This is a genomic window from Arthrobacter sp. TJ-217 (assembly GCF_058269255.1).
The window spans coordinates 1-16045 of the sequence record NZ_JBZCNJ010000010.1; the positions used below are offsets into that span (position 1 = coordinate 1).

At 64.1% G+C, this 16045-nt stretch carries 11 protein-coding genes; 7 read left to right on the top strand and 4 right to left on the bottom strand.

Annotation, left to right across the window (positions count from 1 at the left end; translation table 11 throughout):
- Positions 1-480 precede the first annotated feature (480 nt).
- Positions 481-1569, top strand: a complete 1089-nt coding sequence (locus tag AC4D2R_RS16075) for an AI-2E family transporter (protein WP_490941118.1) — start codon at positions 481-483, stop codon at positions 1567-1569.
- Between the two features lie 461 nt (positions 1570-2030).
- Here AC4D2R_RS16075 and AC4D2R_RS16080 read toward each other — a convergent pair whose 3' ends face one another.
- From AC4D2R_RS16080 to AC4D2R_RS16090, 3 genes are all read right to left on the bottom strand, one after another.
- A complete protein-coding gene (locus AC4D2R_RS16080; RefSeq protein WP_490941119.1) occupies positions 2031-2528 on the bottom strand; it encodes a hypothetical protein in 498 nt (165 codons plus the stop codon).
- Positions 2529-2916: 388 nt separating this feature from the next.
- Positions 2917-4452, bottom strand: coding sequence for a PH domain-containing protein (locus AC4D2R_RS16085; RefSeq protein WP_490941120.1), 1536 nt, complete (start codon positions 4450-4452; stop codon positions 2917-2919).
- Positions 4449-4916: a PH domain-containing protein gene (locus AC4D2R_RS16090; protein ID WP_490941121.1), complete on the bottom strand. Its 468-nt coding sequence runs from the start codon at positions 4914-4916 to the stop codon at positions 4449-4451. The genes AC4D2R_RS16085 and AC4D2R_RS16090 overlap by 4 nt, the downstream gene beginning before the upstream one ends.
- Positions 4917-6690: 1774 nt before the next feature.
- Between AC4D2R_RS16090 and AC4D2R_RS16095 the strand changes: the two genes are divergently transcribed.
- The 6 genes from AC4D2R_RS16095 (at position 6691) to AC4D2R_RS16120 (ending at position 13909) form a co-directional block, all read left to right on the top strand.
- Positions 6691-9456: a helix-turn-helix transcriptional regulator gene (locus tag AC4D2R_RS16095; RefSeq protein ID WP_490941122.1), complete on the top strand. Its 2766-nt coding sequence runs from the start codon at positions 6691-6693 to the stop codon at positions 9454-9456.
- Between the two features lie 256 nt (positions 9457-9712).
- Positions 9713-10540: an alpha/beta fold hydrolase gene (locus tag AC4D2R_RS16100; RefSeq protein ID WP_490941123.1), complete on the top strand. Its 828-nt coding sequence runs from the start codon at positions 9713-9715 to the stop codon at positions 10538-10540.
- Between the two features lie 24 nt (positions 10541-10564).
- Complete coding sequence (locus tag AC4D2R_RS16105) at positions 10565-11404, top strand: alpha/beta hydrolase (protein ID WP_490941124.1); 840 nt, start codon at positions 10565-10567, stop codon at positions 11402-11404.
- Positions 11405-11419: 15 nt separating this feature from the next.
- Positions 11420-12262, top strand: a complete 843-nt coding sequence (locus AC4D2R_RS16110) for an MBL fold metallo-hydrolase (protein WP_490941125.1) — start codon at positions 11420-11422, stop codon at positions 12260-12262.
- Positions 12259-13101 carry an alpha/beta fold hydrolase gene (locus AC4D2R_RS16115; protein WP_490941126.1) on the top strand — a complete coding sequence of 281 codons (843 nt, stop codon included), beginning with the start codon at positions 12259-12261 and terminating at the stop codon, positions 13099-13101. The genes AC4D2R_RS16110 and AC4D2R_RS16115 overlap by 4 nt, the downstream gene beginning before the upstream one ends.
- 103 nt (positions 13102-13204) lie before the next feature.
- The gene (locus AC4D2R_RS16120; protein WP_490941127.1) at positions 13205-13909 is read left to right on the top strand and encodes an SDR family oxidoreductase; all 705 of its coding nucleotides are present in this window, start codon (positions 13205-13207) and stop codon (positions 13907-13909) included.
- Between the two features lie 1091 nt (positions 13910-15000).
- Here AC4D2R_RS16120 and AC4D2R_RS16125 read toward each other — a convergent pair.
- Complete coding sequence (locus tag AC4D2R_RS16125; RefSeq protein ID WP_490941128.1) at positions 15001-15930, bottom strand: AraC family transcriptional regulator; 930 nt, start codon at positions 15928-15930, stop codon at positions 15001-15003.
- Positions 15931-16045: the final 115 nt, after the last annotated feature.

Here is a 16045-nt window from a genome sequence, read left to right on the forward strand (position 1 = left end):
GCGCGAACTGCCTGGAATTGTCCTCCCAACTGTGGAAACAACGCCACCCCGCAGCCTGGTTCGCCGAAACGGTTCTCAGGCCTCTGCGACCCTTCCTCTGACCCACGGAAAACAATCCACCGACCCAGCGGACGACACGATCACGGCTTCGGCGCCTGCCACCAGACGTACGGCAATCAGCGCGCGTAATACATCGGGGCCGCAGCCGAATATTTGCCCGAACGGCGGTGCCGTCGGACGTCAGCACGACCGCCTTACCGGGGGACTTGGGTGACTCGGTTCCGCCCGGTCCGCGGGGTCGCTGCAGCGGTCGACATGGCCGCCGGCATTGGGCTTAAATTACTGCACTGAACCCATGACGGGTCGTCGAACAGCACCGGTACTGACTGGGCCTCCCGGGGCCAACACCCAAGCGCCCTGAGACAGCGCCCAGGGGCTGGTGTGAAGATTCTGACAAGTGCAAGGTAAGGCGGGGCCACGATGACAACTCACCCTGATGAAACAGCGGGCCCCGAGGGACTCCGGAAAATGCGTGCGCACTCGCTGTTCGGCATCGGCTTCCGGGTGACGCTGGGGATCCTGACGGCCCTCTTGCTGGCCATGGCGCTTGCCTCTTTACGCTCTGTCGTGTTCTCAGTGGGTGCCGCGTTGTTCCTGGCTCTCGGACTCAACCCACTGGTGCAATTCCTCCGTAGGGCCGGACTGACCCGCGGACGTGCCGTTGCCCTGATCGCTCTGACGACGGTGCTTGTTGTCGCCGGGATCCTTCTCATCGCCGGACCATTTGCCCTCGAGCAGGCACGGACCTTCATCAGGTCCCTGCCGGACACAGTGGAAACCCTGCGGTCGCAGGGGTGGTTCCAGCGGGTCAACGAGCTTTCCGGCAGTGCAGCCCAGAACTCCATCACTGCTCTGAGCGACATGCTCACAAGGCCAGAGGTGCTGAGGGGAGTTGCCGGCGGACTCCTGGGCCTCGGCGCGAGCATTGCCGGTTTCGTCTCCTCGGGCATCCTCGTCACAATCTTGACCCTTTACTTTCTTGCCGGGCTGCCGGGGATCAAGAAGGGCTTTTACGCACTGCTGCCCGCGTCAGGGCGACACCGCGGAATCTACCTCACCGAAAAAATTGCAGACTCGGTCGGAAAATATTTCAGCGGCATGGTTATCCTGGCCTTCATGAACGCCGTCTACAGCTTCATCCTCTTGAATGTCACAGGGGTGGATTACGCGTTCCTTATATCCGTCGCCGCATTCTTCATCACGCTCATCCCTCTCCTGGGGACCATCCTGACGACGATCTTTATGACGGTCCTCGCACTCCTGACCTCGCTTCCGGCAGGGATCACAGTGCTGGTTGGGATGCTCATCTACATGCAGGTCGAGGCGTATGTCTTCACTCCCCGCGTCATGAGTAAAGCCGTCAAGGTGCCAGGGGCCCTCGTCCTCATCGCCGCAACGGCAGGTGGATCACTCCTTGGGTTGCCCGGGGCGCTCGTCGCCATTCCAGTCGCCGCCGCTTGCCTGCTGATCGTCAATCATCTCGTCGTTCCCGCGCGGCGGCACCAGTAACGCCCCAGTTGTGGGAATTGATCATGTGGCACCTCCCCCATCTCCGACGGGCCAGAAGCGGGGCACACCGCCGTCCCATGACTGAGACGCGTTCCCGGCAGGGACCGTGGTGGATCCTGCGCGCCCCGAACTGGGCCTGTCCATGCCGTGCGCAGGCGGCTGATGATATCGGCGGCCCGGCTGCGCATTCGAACACTTCCCGGTACCCGGTTCCGAGGTGGATTGACCGGGCTGAAAGCGCTTTTGGCAACAGAGTTTGTAAGTTGGGCTGAGAATGAACTTCGAATAAAAGTCTACGCAAGTAAGCTAACCCCGGCCTCTGTGAGAACTCGGGCTGCGGTACACCTGGCCCGCAACTCCATCAGGCGCGCGCCAGCCGCTCACCGCCGACCTGGACCCGTCGCCGCGGACCCGGCGCGGACCGATTGACGTGGCGGTTGCCCGGGCATCGGCTGGCGTCGTCAATGGCCCGTCGGCCCGGCTTGCCGCGGGCGGGTCAGCAGTGCGGTCAGGCCAGCGGCAAGGCTCGCCGCGAAAAAGAGGAACTTCAGGACCGTAAAAGTAGAGGCCGCGGCAACCACACCAGGATCAAGCACCTCCGCGGCGAACGCTGCCTCAAGGATCAGGTTCTCCGTGATGTCAACGACAACATAGATCACCGGGACGGACAGCAGCAGCCATGTGATCTTTCTGCCGCGGGTGATGCGGGAGATGAGGAGTATCAAGGTGGCTGCAAAAACCACAGCAAAGAGCACGTCCCACAGGTAATGCGATGCGCCGTAACGCTCATACAATTCATCGTTCATGCGTCCTTGCACGCGGGCTATGTAATCGGCGTCATAGCCCGTGAGCAACGTATCCGGCATGGCTAGGCCTCCGGTGGCTCGCGCGAGGGAGGCAAGCTGGAGGCCGTTGATGGCTGCAAGGACCGCGCTGAGCAGGACGCCCGCGATAATCATGAGGGCGTTTCTGCCGCGTCTCTTCCTCACCGGTCCCCCGGCCGGTGTGCGATTACTCCTGCGCGGCCCGGATGGATTCGACGCCATGAACTCATTATCTGCACCCTTGCGGAAAATGGCACCCCTGGTCGTCCAACCCCCAACCTGCGGGCGCAGGCCGTATCGCTGACCGCGTCCGGCGCCTGGCCTTGCCCGGGCCCCGGCGGCTGCCCGGCCGATGAAAAGACAGCCCTCGACGTGCTCCCGGTCCCCCGACCTGCCACGGTGAAGAACGCCTCCGCTTCCACCCGTCTCCCGCCGGAGGCACGCCAACCACCCACAGTCCGGCCCGCAGGGATGCCCTTTCGGCAGGACGCCTGCCGGGGGTTTCCATCAGGGTTCGCCGAGCTCAGTCACCGTGCCACGGCCGGTCCGAAGCTTGCGTCGCGGCACGGTTCGGGTGCTTCCCCACGGCGAGGTGGGCGTCGATCAGCCCCGGTGTGATCTCCCGCGCTAGCATCACCGCACCGGTGCACCCTGAATCGTGCAGCCAGTAGGACCCCGGGCCTGCGGCGGTGGTGGCGACCGCAGTGACAAGTCCCAGGCGGTACTGGAACCACGACTGCCGGAACACCCAGCCGATCACTGTCCGCCGCTGGATCACCGAGGTGGCCCGCCGCACAGTGCCGCAACGCAGCAACAACAAATCAGGCTTCAGCCCGTGACCGAGCGCACGGTAATTATCATCCGCAACAACCAGCGTGAGGGCCAGGACCAGCAGGCCCGCCAGCGCGAACGTTCCCGGTCTCGCCTGCACCGGATCCGGAAAGAACACCCAGATGGTGAGCAGTAACAGGCCTGTGTAGAAGCCCGCCCACCGGTAGCGCTTATACCGGGCCTGCACGGGGTGCCCGGTCAGGTCCGTGAGATCGACCTCACGGCCCAGGACGGCGGAGGCCGCCCGGGCCACGTGGTCCGCCGGGGCCAGTGGTAGCAGGGTTCGGCGGCGGGCCGCCGGCAGGCGCCGTGCAAGGGTCTCCTGCGCGCCCGTGCCGGTACTGACAGCCAGCAGCCGCGCCCGGTGCAACAACCGCGGCACCAGCGGCTGCACGAACTCGACCCCCCGCAGCCGAGACTCCTGCAGGCTCAGCGACCGGCGCACGATCAGCCCGTGGCGGACCTCCAGGGTGCCGCGGGGGGTGCGCTCCAGCCCGAACCGCCACCAATACTCGAAGTACACCAGCACCGCCCCCAGGACGGCCACCACAACCGGCACCAACACCAGAACGCGCGCGGCGGCCACCAGATCCACCTGCTCGGTGAGCGCCCACCGCAGGGTGCGCACCCACCCGAACCACCCCACGAACAGCTGATAGAGCAAGGCGTAGGTCCCGGCCCAGATACTCAACGACAACGCCGTGAAGGGAGCCCACAGCGCCCAGCGGGCACGGCCGCGGGCCAGCATGCCTGACCCGGCCATCACGGGCCGGACGTGCTCGAGCAGCTCGGCGCGCAGCCCGTGGGCCACCGTCGTGGGCAGCCAGGCGAACACCATCGAGGCGTCCCGGCCCGTCTCCCCCGTTCCGAGGGAAATCTGGGTCAGTCCCAGCGGGCGGGCCAGCGCCCCGCTGCGCAGCATCACGCTGCGAACCCGCCGCCGGTCCACGGCAGTGCGGCGCCGCAGCAACCAGCCGCTCCTCAGCCGCAGCGTCTGCTCCTGGACGGCGTAGAAGGTGGTGACCCACCGAACCACGTGGTGCAGCACCACGGCAACGCTGATCACGGCGCCCGCCGGGTAGAGGTACTCGCGGACGAACCACTCCTCGAAGGGCACGGAGGATCGAAGCAGCATCACACTCAACCATGTCCAAGCCACCTGCGGCACTGAGCCGGCCACGATCGACCGCGGGTCGATGCGCCGCCACGGAATTACTGCCCCGCTCACGTCGCTTCCCCCAGGGCCTGCTCCGCCGCGCGCTCGAGCTCGTCCGCGACCCCGGCGGCGAGCTCCCGGTCCAGGCCTACCATCACCAGCGGGCCGTAGGAGGAGGCGGTGGAGACAATGACCGAGGACAACCCAAGCATCAGCTCCAGAAGGTTGCGGCGCAGATGTACGGCCTGAATCCGGTCGGTTGGCGCGAGCTGCCAGGAAATGCGAAGCAATCCGTCGCGCACATACATCGCCTCCGTACCAATCTCCCACCGGTGGATCTGGTACCGGACAGGTGGGGCCAGGAACACCATCACCGCACCGATCACCAGCAGGACCAGACCCAGCCGGTCCAACCACACCAGGACATCCGGAACCCGGGGCAGGAGCCTGGGAACACCGGCAAGCCAGCCGGGCAGGGCCTCCTGGACCCAGCGCACCGCCAGCCACGCCCCGCCCCAGCGCAACAAGGCGCTCAAGCCCCAATAAAGGAGGGCCCGGGGATCGACCCGGCGCTCAGGGACCCGCAGGCCCAAGGATCCACGGGCAGGTGACATACCGTCCCCTCTACATCTCAAAAACCGGCGCAGCAGCAGGAGCACCGTCGCCGCAACGGCCCGTATTCCCCCGGACCATGCACCAGAACACTATCGGCGCCCTGCCGGCGGTGACCAGAGAACGTGATTCACCGGACCTCGATGCGGTGGGGCCGGGAAGTTCCCGCAGAAGGATGGAGACACCCCTGATCACCGCGGCATTCCATGGGCCGGCACCTGCCGTCCGCGGGACAGGCAGGAACCCCGCTACGTCCCTGGGCCCGAACTTCGGCGGAGCGCCACCTGGGCCCCGTCGTCAGCGCCGGAAAAAGTGGCGGGGTCGCGCCTCGACCAGCGAACCTAGAGGACTAAGTCCATCCCGGTGCGGCCGGGCGCGACGTCAACGAAGCCGCGCGATTCATAGAGTCCGCGGCCCGGCGGATCAGCAATCAGGGTCACATAAGCTCCCTGCGGTGCGTGCGTTCGTACATCATAAGAGCGCCGGTTTGCGTTCAGCAGGAATGACTGGCCCGCGGAATGCTCCCAGGGGCGTGAAAAGCGCCGGTACTCCGCAGGGATCGGCACCTGCTGCAACCATTCCGCTGCCTGCCCGTCACAGATCTAAGGAGGTCCGTACCGTCACCCCCCCCCCCGGTTCCACGGTCCATGGACATGAAACTGCCCCCAGTTTGCCTGACTCCTGATCAGCCGGAACTCGATGAGACTTATGGTCATATGACGGGGCCTGAGGGTCGGCACCCGATTCCCACGCGTCCGCTTTCGGTGTCTCTGTAGCCGCCACCGAGCAGACGGATGTCGCCGCAACCTAAGTCTGCTCGTGGTGATGGTGCTCCTAAGTGGCCAACCTTGCGTGGCCGCCTCGGCTGAGCTGCTCGACGAGGATCACCAGGTCAAGAAACCGTCGCCTTAGTCATGTACCTACCCCGCCCCTCCCCCATGAAGTAGTAAGTAAGCCCAAACCGGGCTTCGCGAGAACAAGGAGGCACCCCACCCCCGGAAAACTCCAACCCAACCACCAGATCAGGCACCCGGACCGCACATTGCGCCGGATTGTCCACAGTCAGAGGGCACAACAGCCGCTGACGTGGGAAAACTTGTGCCCGAAGCGGGACTCGAACCGGACTCCATGCCCTGGAAATCCGCCACTCCCCCGAGAACATCCCCCATCCGGCCCAGTCCGGCACCGGTACGGCCCAGTCCATGACCCAGAGTGTGGACACTGTCCATACCCCCGCTTCTCCCCACCGGAGGCCTCTCCGGACAGCCGCACCCGCATGGACTGGGTGTGGCGCTTCTTCGCAGGACAAAGCGAACTGATCGGACCAAACGCATTCGCCTACGATCCGCCATCGGCCATCGGTCGTCACCAGCCAAAGGTCGACGCGCCTATGTCAGCGCCCCGTCCTCCGTCGTTTCATGCTCCTGCGGGCGGCGCACCGCGTCGAGGCCGCGGAATATCTTGGGCACCTACGTTCCCAGTTTGCTTCGCTCTCGAATTCTCATGCTGTTAGTTTGCCCGAGCCGCCGCTGAACTATATGGCAGAAGGTCTCTTGATATGCGCTGCGCGCCCGTATTCCGAGGGCTGCGGCGTCCCTTCGGGCCTCAGAAATGTCGCAGTAACTTTCCCTCCCGAACCGGTGACACTGGCTATCCTTCTCTCAAACGACAATCTCCTCGCCGTGGAATTGGAGCTTGATGGACAGGCTGGAGCCGCCGGTCAACCTTGTTGGACGATCCGACGACAAAGCCTGGCTCACTGGTCTTCTCAGGGCAGCGGCTGAAGGACACGGAGCAGCCGGGGTCGTACGTGGAGACGCCGGTGTCGGCAAAACCTTCCTCATATCCTCAGTCCTGGCTGAGCATCCGCAGCTCCCGATGAAGCTGATAGCCGGGGTCGAAGCAGAAGCCGACCTTCCCTATGCTGCACTCCAGAGAATGATTCTGGCCCACCGCGCGGCCCTTGATGACCTCACCGAAGCCCAGTGCTCAGCGCTCCTTGTGGCGTGCGGGCTGGCAAGCGGTCCTCCAGCCCCCAAGTCCTTGGTCGGCCTCGGGTTGTTAAGTCTCCTTGCGCGGGTCTCGGACGAAGCCCCCTTCGTATGCTTCATCGACGATGCGCAGTGGGTGGATCGCGATTCACTGGATGCTTTTGCCTTCGTAGCGCGGCGCATCCTGGCCGAACGGCTCGTCGTGTTGTTTGCCGTCCGGAGCAATGACGCGGAGCCAACTCCTTTGTACGACCTCCCTGCACGAACCCTCGCGGGACTGAACCGCGCCGACGCCTTGACGCTGCTCGAAACCTCATCCTCACAGGCGCTGGACCCGCGTGTCGCTGACCAGATCGTCGAAGCGACAGGGGGCAACCCACTCGCCCTGGTGGATTTGCTTACGGACCTCACGGGACGACAGCTCCGCGGTGAAGAACTTCTTCCCGAGCCGGTACCGCTGGGGAAGCACCTGGAGGCGCATTACCTCAGGCAGGGCCGCCAGCTGCCGCAGGAGACACAGATGTGGCTTCTGGCAGCAGCCACCGAGCCAGAGGGCAACCTTGAGGCGATCACAGCTGCCAGTGATGCCTTGGGTCTGCGGGACAATGCTTCACGTGCAGCAGAACTGGCCGGTCTGGTTCGTGTCGATTCGACCGTGACGTTCCGTCATCCGCTCGTGCGTTCAGCCATATACAACGGTTCGCCCAGTCATGACATCCGAGCTATGCACCTGCACCTTGCGCATGCAGCCGAGCGGAGGGGTGATACCTACAGGTGGGTGACGCACCGGGCGGCGGCCACCATCGGACCGGATGATGAGGTTGCTGACGCGCTTGAGGAAGCAGCGGATATGGCAACGAAGCGCGGCGGCTATATGACTCGAACGAACCTGCTCGTTCGTTCAGCAGCCCTCACTTCCGCCCAAACAGTCAAGAACCTGCGCCTCCTGGCTGCCGCGGAATCGGCAATCGCGGCTGGCGCACCTTCGCAGGCAGGCGCCCTGCTGAGGGCTTTGAAGCCCGAGGGACTCGACGATTTGGCTCGAGGGCGGCTCTTCATGGCCAGGTGCGATCTGGACACTCTTGCGCCCATGCCAGGTCCTATCTATGCGCATCGCCCTCAACGACTGTTGGTTGCGGCCCGGCTCTTCCGTTCCACCGCCCCGGCGCGGGCCAAGCAGGCCATTGCCAGCGCTTACTGGGCACTCGTTCAGGCCGACGAGATGGTACATGGGACGTCCTCCCGCGAGGTTGCCGAGGAAGCGCGTCGAATCTGCGAATCGGCCCCGGGTACCGATCTGCCCACTCAGGCCCTCATCGCTTTGAGCACCCTCGTCCTTGACGGACCTGCGGCGGCGGCCTCCCTCGTCCGCGCAACAATCGATCAGGCAACAGCACCTGGAATTGCCGACGAGGACATCCTGCAGTCCTTCATTTGCGTTGCATATGCCGCGTGCCTTCTTAGAGACCCGGAATCAAGCGAAGCGGTTCTTCAGCGTGCGGAACACGCTGCACGGAACCTCGGCGCCACCCTGGTGCTTTGCCGCATCCTTCTCCTCGGCGCGTACCTCAATATGCAGCAAGGCAGGATCCGCGAGGGCAGCGAGCGTCTCAACAGTGCGGCGGAGATCATCTCTTTCATGGGACTCCCAAAGGTGTGGGCCGACATGGTCACGTCCCTGCCGGTACTCCGAGGATGGCTCGGCGATGAATCAATTACCAGGGAGGACGAGGTCTCCGCCGAGGCAAGAGCTTTCGGATACGGCTTAAGCGGTGCCTCCCGCCTCATCGGGACCCTTCTGCTCCGAGCAGCGGAAAGCCGCTACGTCGAAGCGTGGAACGCCGGCCGCCAAGTCAGGAATGATGACCCGTTCTTCACCGGAGCCTTGTACCTGCCTGACCTTATTGAATGTGCGGCACGGGCCGGCGATCACCAATCGGCGAACAACCTCCTTGTACGCTTGCGAGAGGCGAGCCACCACTCCAGGAGTAAGTGGGCGGAAGGGCTTGAAGAACGAAGCATGACCCATCTCGACGACGACACACCCGCCCCGCACTTCGAACGCGCCCTAGAATTGCTCACCGGGCCCGCTCTGGAGATGGATGCCGCGCGCACACACCTGCTATACGGGGAATGGCTTCGCCGCCGGCGCCGACGGACCGAAGCCGCCGCTCACCTATTCAATGCGTTTGAGATATTCCAACGGCTTGGCGCGCCGGGTTGGTCGGCACGGGCGCGGCGGGAACTTGCCGCGCTCGGAGAAACACTCGGGCACAACAAACAGACCCTCGCTGCGACACTTACGCCGCAGGAGCTGTCCGTTGCCAGACTTGCTGCAGCGGGCAACACCAACGCCGACATCGCGGCCGAACTCTTCCTGAGCTCCCACACCGTGGACTACCACCTGCGGAAGGTGTTCCGAAAGCTCGGGGTGACTTCGCGGAGGCAGCTTCACAAGATCAACCTCGACTGAGGTGCGCCGCCGGGTTGCGGACCGCCGCGGCCTCAAAGGACACCGCCACCACTTTGGGCCTGGATGGGTTCGTAGTGCTCCTGCCACAATCGCGTAGGGTGCCGCGCAGTGACTGGGCAGCTGACCAGCCCAAGCTTGTAGCCCCACAGCGCGACGTGCGCCTTCGGACTGTGCACCGCACGCGATGCGGGCTGGTCCCTCGCCGTGGGATCTTCGGAAGGAACCCTGCTGGCGCCGAACCGAAGGAAACTTCTCCATGAGCTACGTGACCACCGAAGATGGAACGCAGATCTTCTACAAGGACTGGGGACCGGCCGATGGAACACCCGTCCTGCTCAGCCACGGCTGGCCGCTGAATGCCGATGCCTGGGACAGCCAGGCCCTCTTCCTCGCCGAAAACGGATGCCGCGTCATGGCCCATGACCGCCGCGGGCACGGCCGCTCCACGCAGACCTGGGCCGGCAATGAAATGGACACCTACGCCGACGACCTTGCCGTGGTGCTGGACACGCTCGACCTCAACGGCGTCACTCTCGTGGGCCACTCCACCGGTGGAGGGGAGGTCGCCCACTATGTGGGCCGGCACGGCCCGGCACGGGTCGCGAAGCTCGTGCTCGTGTCAGCGGTTCCTCCGCTCATGCTGCGGACCGATGACAATCCCGAAGGCCTGCCGGTGGCGGTGTTCGACAATATCCGGGCAGGGGAACGCGCGTCCCGCTCCCAGTTGTACCGGGACTTGGCCGACGGACCGTTCTTCGGGCACAACCGGCGCGGCGATGTCCCGCAGGGCGTCCGGGACGCTTTTTGGCTGCAGGGAATGGCCTCGGGCCACCGCGCGGCCTATGAATGCATCGCCGCCTTCTCGGCAACCGATTTCCGCGAGGACCTGGCCAGGATCGACGTGCCCACCCTCGTTATTCACGGCGACGACGACCAGATCGTTCCGTTCGAGGTCGGCGGCCAGCGCTCCGCGAAGCTCATCTCCGGCGCCGACTTGAAGGTCTATGACAATGCCGGCCATGCGCTGCCCGACACCGAGAAGGAACGCCTCTCTCGTGACCTCCTCGACTTCATCCGTTCTTGAGCCCGCAGAGAAAGGCACCCGCAAATGAATCTGCCGACTGAACCCAAACCACCGATCGTCCTGGTCCATGGGCTGTGGATGACCCCGTCCAGCTGGGACACCTGGGCCACAAGATTCCGCGGTCTCGGCCATGAGGTTATCGTGCCGGGCTGGCCGGGTGTCGATGACCGGTCCCCGGACAGCGTCCGCTACGACCCCAGTGCCCTTGAGGGCGTCGGCATCAAAGAGATCGTCGACCATTATGACCGGATCATCCGGGCTATGCCCGAGCAGCCGGTCATCATGGGCCACTCCTTCGGCGGAATCTTCGTGCAGATGCTCCTTGACCGCGGACTTGGGATCGCCGGGGTCGGAGTCGAACCCGGACAGCCCGCAGGGGTGCTCGCCTTGCCGTTCTCAACGCTGCGAACCGGCCTGCCGATCCTGTCGAATCCGTTCCGGATCAACAAGGCCAACCGGTTCACCAAACGCCACTTCCACTACACCTTCGGAAACGACCTCAGCCGACCCGAATCCGACAGGGAATGGGAATCAAGCGCCATCAACTCCGTGAACCGGGTCTTCTTCGAAGGCGTGCTCTCCCTCCCAAAGCAAAAGACCGGAATCACCAAAGTCGACTTCCTCAAGCCGGACCGGGCTCCGCTCCTGCTCATCTCCGGCGGCATCGATCACGTTGCCCCGCCGGCGATCCAAAAAGCGGTGCTCAAGAAGTACGCGAAAGGACCGTCGGTCGTCGAACGCGTCGAGTTCCCGGGACGCACCCACCGCATCGTGAGCCAGGACGGATGGGAAGAAGTCGCGGACTACGCCCTCACCTGGTCACTGCAGCATGCGGCCGCCCGTGACACCCAGCACCACCAATAGTCAGGTCCTGGGAGTGTGGAGCAGCTCCGGATCACCCACATCGGTGGGCCGACGGTCCTGATCGAACTGGATGGGTGGAGGATCCTCACCGATCCGACCTTTGATGGTCCAGGCCGCCGGTACCGCTTCGGACTTGGCACGTCATCGGTAAAAACCGGCCGCCCGGCACTGCAGCCCGCTGACCTCGAGCCGGTCGACGCGGTTCTGCTCTCGCACGATCACCACGCGGACAACCTGGACGGCCGCGGACGCCAGATGCTCCCGTCCGTGCTAACGGTAGTGACCACCAGACGTGGTGCACAACGGTTGTCATTGCCCAATACCCATGGGCTTCGCCCCTGGGAGCAGACGACGCTGCGCAAGCCCGGGATCTCACCGCTTCGCATCATTGCCACCCCGGCCCGTCATGGGCCCGCCCTTAGCCTGCCCATCGTCGGCCAGACCCTCGGTTTCGCGCTCCAGCGCCCCGGGGAGGACACCCTCGCCCTCTGGATGTCGGGGGACTCCGTCCTTTACCGCGGCCTTAAGGACGTCGCGCGCCGGTTCGAGATCGACGTCGCCCTGCTGCACCTGGGCGCTGTCCGGTTCCGGGTCACCGGACCGGTCAGGTACACCATGAACGCCCGAGACGCCGCCCGGCTACTCAAACTCATCCGCCCCCAGGTGGCGATACCGGTCCACTACGAAGGCTGGAGCCACTTCAGCGAAGGCCGCGGCCTCGCCCTCAAACGTCTTCACACACGGCCCGACAAGACTACGGAGGTCCTCTGGCTGCCCCCCGGCCGCCCCGTCCCCATCCCGCTCAGATCCACCCGGCCCGCCCCCACAGGATTCAGCTCAGAAGGAAGATCACCATGATCACACCCGTCCTCCACCGCATCAAACGGTGGCTCAGCCTCCGCTCACTCCTGGCCGCACTCATCGCGGCGGCCGTCATCGCCGCACCCGCAGCCGCCTCCCTGCCCGCCACCTCGGGCCACGATGAACAAAAACCCACCCTCGTCTTCGTTCATGGAGCCTTCGCCGACTCCTCGGGATGGGCGGAAGTAGCCGGCCGCTACCTGGACGCGGGATACCCGGTGCACGCCGTTTCCAATCCGCTGCGCGGGATCCAGTACGACAGCGCCTACCTGCAAAGCTACCTGGCCACCATCAAAGGGCCCGTCGTGCTCATCGGACATTCCTACGGCGGCGCGGTGATAACCAACGCCGCCACCGGGAATCCGAACGTCGAAGCCCTGGTCTACATTGCCGCCTACGCACTGGACGGGAAGGAGACGGTACAGGCCGCAAACACGCTTGGCGGCGGCCAGACGGAAGTTACCAACCACCTGGTGATCCGGCCCTTCCCCGGCGCCCAGGAAGGCGACGCCGACGCCTACATCGACCCTGCCCACTTCGCCCGCCTGTTCGCCCAGGATCTCCCCAAGCAGGTCACCGACTTCATGGCCGTCAGCCAGCGGCCCGGCGCCCTGGCCTCACTCGTCACGCCCTCGGGCGCGCCCGCCTGGAAGGAAATTCCCTCCTGGTACATGGTCGCCCGCAATGACAACATCATCCCCCCGGAGGCGCAACGGGTGATGGCAGACCGGGCCGGCGCCACCACTGTGGAGGTCAAGAGCTCCCATGTGCCGATGATGTCCCGTCCGTCCAAGGTAGTCGACCTGATCGACCGGGCCATCGACGAAACCCATTGACGCAACACGAGGACGGCTGGGGCTGCACAGCCGCCCCAGCCGTCCAGCCAAACACCCTAATCCGGCAACTCCTGAATGGAGCGGCCAACGAGAGGAACACATTATGGACCAGTCCTTTGACGGTGACGTCGTATTCGTTACCGGAGCGAGCGGAGGCCTGGGCACCGAATTCGTCCTGCAGGCCCTCGACCGCGGGGCCGACCGGGTGTACGCGGCATCCCGCGCGCCCGTTCGCGGGGATGACCCGAAGGTTGTGCCAGTGCAGCTGGACATCACCAGCGATGCGTCCGTCAAGGCAGCCACGGCAACGGCAGCAGACACGACCATCGTCATCAACAGTGCCGGCATCGCCTCACTGGAGCCCATCACGTCCGTCGACTTCGACGCCATCCACAGCATGTTCGAGACGAACTTCTTCGGCGCCCTACGGGTCGCACGCTCATTCGCCCCGGTCCTTGCCGCCAACGGTGGCGGAACACTGCTGAACGTCGTTTCAGTTGGCGCCTGGTACCACCGGGGCGGGGCCTACGCCGCATCGAAGGCAGCCCTCTGGTCCGCGACCAACGCCCTCCGCCTCGAACTCGCACCCTCCAACACCACCGTCATCGGACTGTATATGGGCTTCACCCGCACGACCATGACCGAGGGCCTGCCCGGGGACATGAATGAACCCGCGGACATTGTGCGCATCGCTTTGGACGGCATCCGCGACGGCCGTTATGAAATACTCGCGGACCAAATCACCCGGGACATCCACGCCCGCCTCTCCGAACCGGTAGAGGCGATATACGCCGAGCTTCACAGTTAGAAAACCGGGCCGGTGCGCTTGTTTCCAATTTCCCTTGCGCATCCCTGCTCGTTCCGATGGGGACGCCCGGCCCCATTCTGTGTCCCCATGGCCGCCAGCGACCACACCGGACGTCGCAGCAACCTACGTGCGCTTGTCTTGATGGTGCTCAGGGGTCTCGACTCCCGGTAGCTGCTTCGCCTGAGCTGCTCGAGGAGGATCAGCAGGTCAACGAATTCCCACCACAGTCATGCAGCTACCCCGCCGCTCCCCCATGAAGTAGTACGAACGCCCGAACCGGGCTTCGCGACAGAAAGGCGGCACCCAGCCCCCAGGAAAACTCGAAAACGGCCACCAGAACCGGCACCCGGACCGCAGAATTGCACCGGCTGTCCACAGTCAGAGAGCAAAAAGGCCTCTGACTAGGGGAAACATGTGCCCGAAGTGGGACTCGAACCGGACGCCAGCCCCTGGAAATCAGCCACTCCCCCGAAAAAATCCGCAATCCGGCCCAGTCCGGCACCGGTACGGCTCAGTCCGAAACCTAGGGTGTGGACACTGTCCACACCCCCACTTCTTCCCACCAGAAGCCTCCCCAGACAGGCACGCCCCATATTGACAGGGTCGAGCGCTTCTTTTCAGGTGGAGCGAACTATTCAGACCAAGCGCACTGTTGCATCTGATCCGCCATCGGTTATCGGTCGTCACGAGCCAACCCGACGAACCGCGGCCAGCCACCGTCCTCCCCTGTCCTTGCTCCTGCGGCCCACGGCGTCGAGCCCGCGGCCCAGCCTAGGGAATCCAAGTTTCCAGCTATCTCTGCCGGCCTCGGATTCAACGACGATCACATCGGGGACGCGCTGAGCTGGAGCCACGCACTCGGCCGGTGAATACGCCCTGAGGTACCAACTGGTTGATCCCGTCCGCACCGCCTAGCGCATGGACACGTCCAAGGGGGGTAGAACGCAGGTTCGATTGATGAGACTCGATGGGGAGGCCGCCATCGGTACTTTCACGGACACACGTACACAGTCCCGGTCATGTACCTCAAACGCGTCGCTTGACAGTCGATCTCACGGCTCATAAACCCATCGGGGATTCGGGCCGCCCTTCTACAGCTTATTCCGGACGCGCTGGCGGTAATTCCTTGGTGTTTCTCCTGCGTCATTGAGGAAATACCGGTTGAAGTTTGAGAGGTTTGAGAAGCCGACTTCATAGCAGATTTCCGAGATGGCTTTGTCGCTTCGCTCCAAGAGCCGACGGGCGTGTGCGAGGCGCAGTTTACGAGTCAAGTCGCTGAAGTTTTGACCCGTAGAGCGCTTAAAGTACTTCGAAAATGTTGGTTCTGTCATTCCGACCAGGGCTGCTGCGTCGGACATTTTGATGGTTCCGGCGTGGTTGCTGAAGACGTATTCGAGGACCATGTCGACCACAGCCGCGGCCTGGCCGTCGAGCTGGGGCCGGAACCATTCTTCAGCTAGGTAGCGCCGTTCTTCCTGTGGCGCGCGCGTCAGAGTAGAGAAAAGCTCGATGAGGTGCTGGAGCCGCTGGAGTCCTGTGGAAGCGCCCATGGCTTCCATGGAAAGTGCCGCACTTCGGGCCGAGTGTCCTAGGAATTCGATACCGCGGGCGGACTGGTCGAGCAGGGGTTCGACTTCGGCCAATTCGGGGACGAGGGCAGCTGTGTGCTCGACCCACTTTCGGTCAAACTGGATGACCACGTCCCGGTTCTCCAGAACCTCTCCCGGTTCCAGATCGCTGACCCAGTCGTGGGGCAGGCCTGAACCGACAAGCGAGACGTGTCCGGCCTCAAACGTTCCGACGTGGTCACCGACGATAAACTTTCCAGTGCCCTTACGGATGAGGTGAATTTCGTACTCAGGATGATAATTCCACCGCGCGATGGGGCTGGGGTAGCCATGTTCGTGCCACTTAACGGAGTGGTTGGGGTCGGACGCGATGACCTCGCGGTTGGCGCGCATTCCCAACAGTCTTTCAGCCAGCCGGGTAGTCGCTCCGTCGTTGGGGTCCCCGACATTCATGATGGTGCTCCATGTGGCGTTGGTTATGAAACCGGGACAGCGCACTGGCCGTCTTCCCCTAGAGTAACGGTTGCGCTGGAGTGACGAGCAGGAAAATTAGTATCAGAAACAGGCA